Source organism: Legionella tunisiensis (assembly GCF_000308315.1).
Lineage (GTDB): Bacteria > Pseudomonadota > Gammaproteobacteria > Legionellales > Legionellaceae > Tatlockia > Tatlockia tunisiensis.
In genome coordinates this window covers 1-4,706 of sequence record NZ_CALJ01000097.1, presented here as the reverse complement: position 1 = coordinate 4,706, position 4,706 = coordinate 1, and the positions used below count along the sequence as shown (strand labels likewise).

The window sequence follows — 4,706 nt, the reverse complement described above, 5'->3', positions numbered from 1 at the left end:
TCCCTTAGGCAACTCCATGATATGGCCTTTGGGTGTAAATACATAAACCTCATCCGGGAATAAATCAATTTTAACGTTTTCAATAAATTCCAAAGAATTTCCCGTACTGCGTTGCATTTCCAACAAGCGTTGTACCCATTCACGTGCACGCAGCTGAGCCTCATTTACCTCCAGACCTGAGGATTTATAAATCCAGTGGGCAGCCACTCCATTTTCAGCGACCTTATCCATATCACGGGTACGTATTTGAACTTCCAGAGGCACACCAAAAGGACCAAATAAAGTCGTGTGTAAAGATTGATAACCGTTGGCTTTAGGTATGCCAATATAATCTTTGAAGCGTTGAGGCACTGGTTTATAGGTTTGGTGTAAGGCCCCCATAACCCGATAGCAGGAATCAATATCCTCAGTAATTACTCGAAAAGCAAACACATCGGTTATTTCCGTAAAAGAAGCTTTTTTTGCCTCATTTTGCGATAGATACTGTATAAATGTTTTTGCCGACCAAAAACATGTTCATAAGGAATATTGAGCTTCTCTAAGGCCTGCTGCAAATCCTGTTCAATTTTTTGAGTTAGTTCACGGCGATTACCACGTGATTTTTCGACTGCTGACTTAATGGCTCTATAACGCATGGGATAAAGTGCCTGGAAACCCAAATCCTCAAGACCAATGTAGATAGCATGCATCCCTAAACGATTGGCAATGGGCGCATAAATTTCCAGGGTTTCGATCGCAATTCGTCTTCGTTTTACCGCGGGCATTGCACCCAAGGTACGCATGTTATGGTAACGATCAGCGAGTTTTACAATAATGACGCGGATATCTTTCACCATCGCCAAAACCATCTTGCGGAAATTTTCCGCCTGGGCTTCGGCGCGCGATTCAAATTTGATTTTGGTAAGTTTGGTTACGCCATCGACTAGAGCAGTAACATCTTCACCGAATTGCTGGGTTAAATCATCTTTACTAATGGACGTATCTTCAACCACATCATGAAGTAGAGTGGCCATTATGGTCTGATAATCCAGACGCATACGGGCTAAAACCAAAGCAGCGGCAACCGGATGGGTAATATAAGGTTCACCTGAGCGACGCATTTGACCGCGATGTGCTTTTTCAGCAACCAGATAGGCTTGATAACATTTTTCAATAAGCGGTTGCTCAAGGTAGCATTTAAGCTCTTCATCTAACTCCTTAAAGTAGCTCACACAACACTCCCTTCAACTACCGCTGAATTTATTCGGGCTAATGCCCCCGGATACAACATTGAGTTCTCTCGTCAATTTTCTAATGGCTTGGATTAGTTTGTTTTAAGTATGGTAAAACAGCCTAGAAACATCAGTATAAAAAACACTCTTGTTTCAACATTATAGTAAAATTGACCATCAAAACTAGAGACCGGTGACATTTCTACTCTCTTGACCATTTATAAATTTGATTTCAGAGCTGCGATGCTTGAAATCCAGGCATAAAGCACTCAAGCTAGCAAATATCAACCGTCCCCAATAATACTAATCTTTGTCCAGGATATCCGGCTTGATTAACCCTTCAGCAATTTCCCGCAAAGCAACTACGGTAGGTTTATCATTTTCCCATTCCACCATGGGTTGTTCGCCACGAACAGCTATCTCGCGAGCGCGTTTGGTAGCAACCATTACTAATTCAAAACGGTTTGCAACATGTTCCAAACAATCTTCTACGGTTACACGTGCCATACACCTCTCCTCCAGAACTTAAAAAAGGTACCAACTTGGAACCAAAATAGTCTATTTTACTGCGATGCCATCAAGAATGAAAGTAATTTCCCTTGTTGACTTGCTTGTCGAGCCATTCGGAGACGGCTTGCAATGACAATCGCTTGTAATTCAGCAGCTGCTTTATTGAAATCATCATTGACTATCAGGTAGTCAAACTCAGAGAAATGGCTTAGTTCATCCTGCGCTCGCCGCATACGACTGGAAATAACCTCTTCATTATCCTGACGTCTGTCTAAAAGGCGCTGTTTAAGGGTATCCAGCGCGGGCGGTACAACAAACACAGAAACGGCATCCGGGAAAACCGTCCTAATTTGTTGAGCGCCTTGCCAATCAATGTCAAGAACCACATCAATTCCTGCCTGGAGACGAGTATTTATCTGCGCTACAGAAGTCCCATAATGATGATTAAATACCAAGGCATGCTCTACAAAAGCATTCGCTTCTACCATGGCTAAAAATTGTTGTTCATCAACAAAAAAGTAATCCACTCCATCTTTTTCACCCGGCCGTTTTTTACGGGTAGTATGTGAGATGGCGACTTCTATATCAGTGAGCGTCGTCACTAACTTTCTTACTAAACTGGTTTTCCCTCCCCCAGAGGGAGCAGCAACGATTATTAAATTACCTACATAAGCATCAGCCATGGTCTTACTCTATATTTTGAATTTGTTCACGCATTTGCTCAATTAACACTTTCATTTCAACAGCACTCTGAGTCAAAGCAACCGACTCTGATTTTGAACTCAGTGTGTTTGCCTCACGATTCAATTCCTGCATCAAAAAGTCCAGACGGCGTCCAACCGCTTCCTCACGTTGTAAACCCTTTTCTACTTCAATCACGTGTGTTTGCAACCTGTCTAGCTCTTCAGTCACATCCAAACGAGCCAATTGCAGAGCAAGCTCTTGCTCGACACGTGTCTTATCAACCTCCAATTGCAAAACATGCAACCGGGTCAATAATTTATCTTTTATCTGTTCAGTCAGCGGCGCAACCAATTGCCAAGCCACCTTAATTTCATCTTGTAACTTATCTAAACGACTTTGTATATGCACACGCAATGCCTGTCCTTCGGATTTTCTTACTGCCAGTAATTGGGCTAATGTTTCCTGAAATAATAACTCCACCTGCTGACTTAATGCCTCCTGATCTGGTTGGGAAGTTTGTATCACACCAGGCCAAGATAAAATGGTATTTAACGTTAAATCATTAGGTAATTGCTTCGCCATCGCCAATTCATTTCCCGCAGCAATTAGGCTGTTGACCAGACAGTTATCAATAAGTATGGATTGGCTATCCATTGTACTGCTCTGGAATTTAAATTGACACTCCAATTTACCACGACTTATTTTTCCGCGCATCATTGTACGTAAAGAAGCTTCTAAAAAACGGAACGCTTCCGGTAAACGAAAAGATACATCGAGGTAGCGGTGATTCACTGACTTAATTTCCCAGCACAGAATACCTGCATCAAGCTGTTTCTGCAGTCTGGTAAAAGCGGTCATACTATGGGTCATAAAAAGTACTGACTAAATTTAACGTTGGGCGACTATAAACTAAATTTGTACAAATGCAAGCCCAGGTGCATAGTACGAATGAAAGGTTTATAATCGCACATTTTAGTGAGGATTAAGCATGCGCCCTAGCAATCGTGAACCCAATCAATTACGTGCGATCAAAATCACGCGTCATTTTACTAATCATGCCGAAGGTTCAGTCTTAGTTGAGTTTGGTGAGACTCGCGTTTTATGTAACGCCTCGATTATTGATGGCGTACCCCGCTTTCTTAAAGGCAAAAACCAAGGCTGGATTACTGCTGAATACGGCATGTTGCCTCGCGCTACCCACAGCCGAACCGAAAGAGAAGCCAGCAAAGGGAAACAAGGTGGTAGGACACTTGAAATTCAACGGCTCATCGGCCGCTCTTTACGCGCTTGCATCGATTTGAAAGTCTTGGGCGAAAACACCATTACCCTTGATTGCGATGTTATTCAGGCAGATGGTGGTACCCGTACTGCAGCAATTACTGGTGCCTGTGTAGCAATGAAAGACGCGCTTTCGTGGATGGTCGCACGGGAAAAATTACGCAAGATGCCTGCATTTAATTACGTTGCTGCTGTTTCAGTTGGTATTTACCGTGGCCAACCTGTCCTTGATTTAGATTATGCTGAAGATGTCCTGGCAGAAACCGACATGAATATTGTGATGAATGAAGAAAGACAATTCATAGAAGTACAAGGTACAGCTGAAGATAAGAGTTTTAATCGCGATCAACTCAATAATATGTTGACCTTGGCAGAAAATGGGATTGTCCAGTTGATTGAGATACAGAAAAACGCTTAATCATCCGTCTTGCAAAGGAGCAAGTTTCTCACTTGCTCCTTGACACCTCGAACATACTTTCCCGTCATTTCGAACGCGGTGAGAGATCGCCAGAAATGAGTACTGCGCCAAAAATCTAAAAATAACTTCAACGAATCTGATGCCCCATCCATTAACATCGATAAGCAGCACCTTCCCGTACATGATGCTCAGCAATCAAGTTAGCTCGCCATAATTGCATTAAATGTTGTTCTAGCGTTTGCATCCCTTTAGCCTGCCCAGTTTGCATAGAAGAATACATTTGAGCGAGTTTATCTTCACGGATTAAGTTTCTAATAGCTGTATTGCAAAGCATAATTTCAAAAGCAGCAATGCGACCTCCATTTATTTTTGGCAATAAATTTTGCGCAATAACAGCTTGCAAAGATTCCGCTAACATTGAGCGTGCCATTGATTTTTCCGCGCCAGGAAACACATCAATGATCCGGTGAATCGCCTTGACTGCCGAATTAGTGTGTAACGTCGCAAACACCAAGTGACCTGTTTCAGCCGCAGTCATAGCAAGACGAATAGTTTCCAAATCACGTAGTTCACCGATCAAAATAACATCTGGATCTTCCCTTAAG

The 4,706-nt window shown here is 42.5% G+C and carries 5 protein-coding genes and 1 pseudogene; 1 reads left to right on the top strand and 5 read right to left on the bottom strand.

What is annotated here, in order from left to right; genetic code table 11:
• From BN58_RS22980 to BN58_RS07170, 4 genes and pseudogenes are all read right to left on the bottom strand, one after another.
• Positions 1 to 1,211, bottom strand: a pseudogene (locus tag BN58_RS22980) (RelA/SpoT family protein); the annotation flags it as partial.
• Positions 1,212 to 1,514: 303 nt separating this feature from the next.
• The gene (gene rpoZ, locus BN58_RS07180; RefSeq protein ID WP_019216259.1) at positions 1,515 to 1,718 is read right to left on the bottom strand and encodes a DNA-directed RNA polymerase subunit omega; all 204 of its coding nucleotides are present in this window, start codon (positions 1,716 to 1,718) and stop codon (positions 1,515 to 1,517) included.
• Between the two features lie 56 nt (positions 1,719 to 1,774).
• The gene (gene gmk, locus BN58_RS07175; RefSeq protein ID WP_019216258.1) at positions 1,775 to 2,404 is read right to left on the bottom strand and encodes a guanylate kinase; all 630 of its coding nucleotides are present in this window, start codon (positions 2,402 to 2,404) and stop codon (positions 1,775 to 1,777) included.
• A gap of 4 nt (positions 2,405 to 2,408) precedes the next feature.
• Positions 2,409 to 3,275, bottom strand: a complete 867-nt coding sequence (locus tag BN58_RS07170; RefSeq protein ID WP_026069330.1) for a YicC/YloC family endoribonuclease — start codon at positions 3,273 to 3,275, stop codon at positions 2,409 to 2,411.
• 118 nt (positions 3,276 to 3,393) lie between these two features.
• Between BN58_RS07170 and rph the strand changes: the two genes are divergently transcribed.
• A complete protein-coding gene (rph, locus tag BN58_RS07165) occupies positions 3,394 to 4,101 on the top strand; it encodes a ribonuclease PH (RefSeq protein ID WP_019216256.1) in 708 nt (235 codons plus the stop codon).
• Between the two features lie 151 nt (positions 4,102 to 4,252).
• Here rph and BN58_RS22975 read toward each other — a convergent pair.
• Positions 4,253 to 4,706, bottom strand: a 454-nt coding sequence (locus BN58_RS22975) for a type IV pilus twitching motility protein PilT (protein WP_019216254.1), incomplete at its 5' end; no start/stop codon positions are given.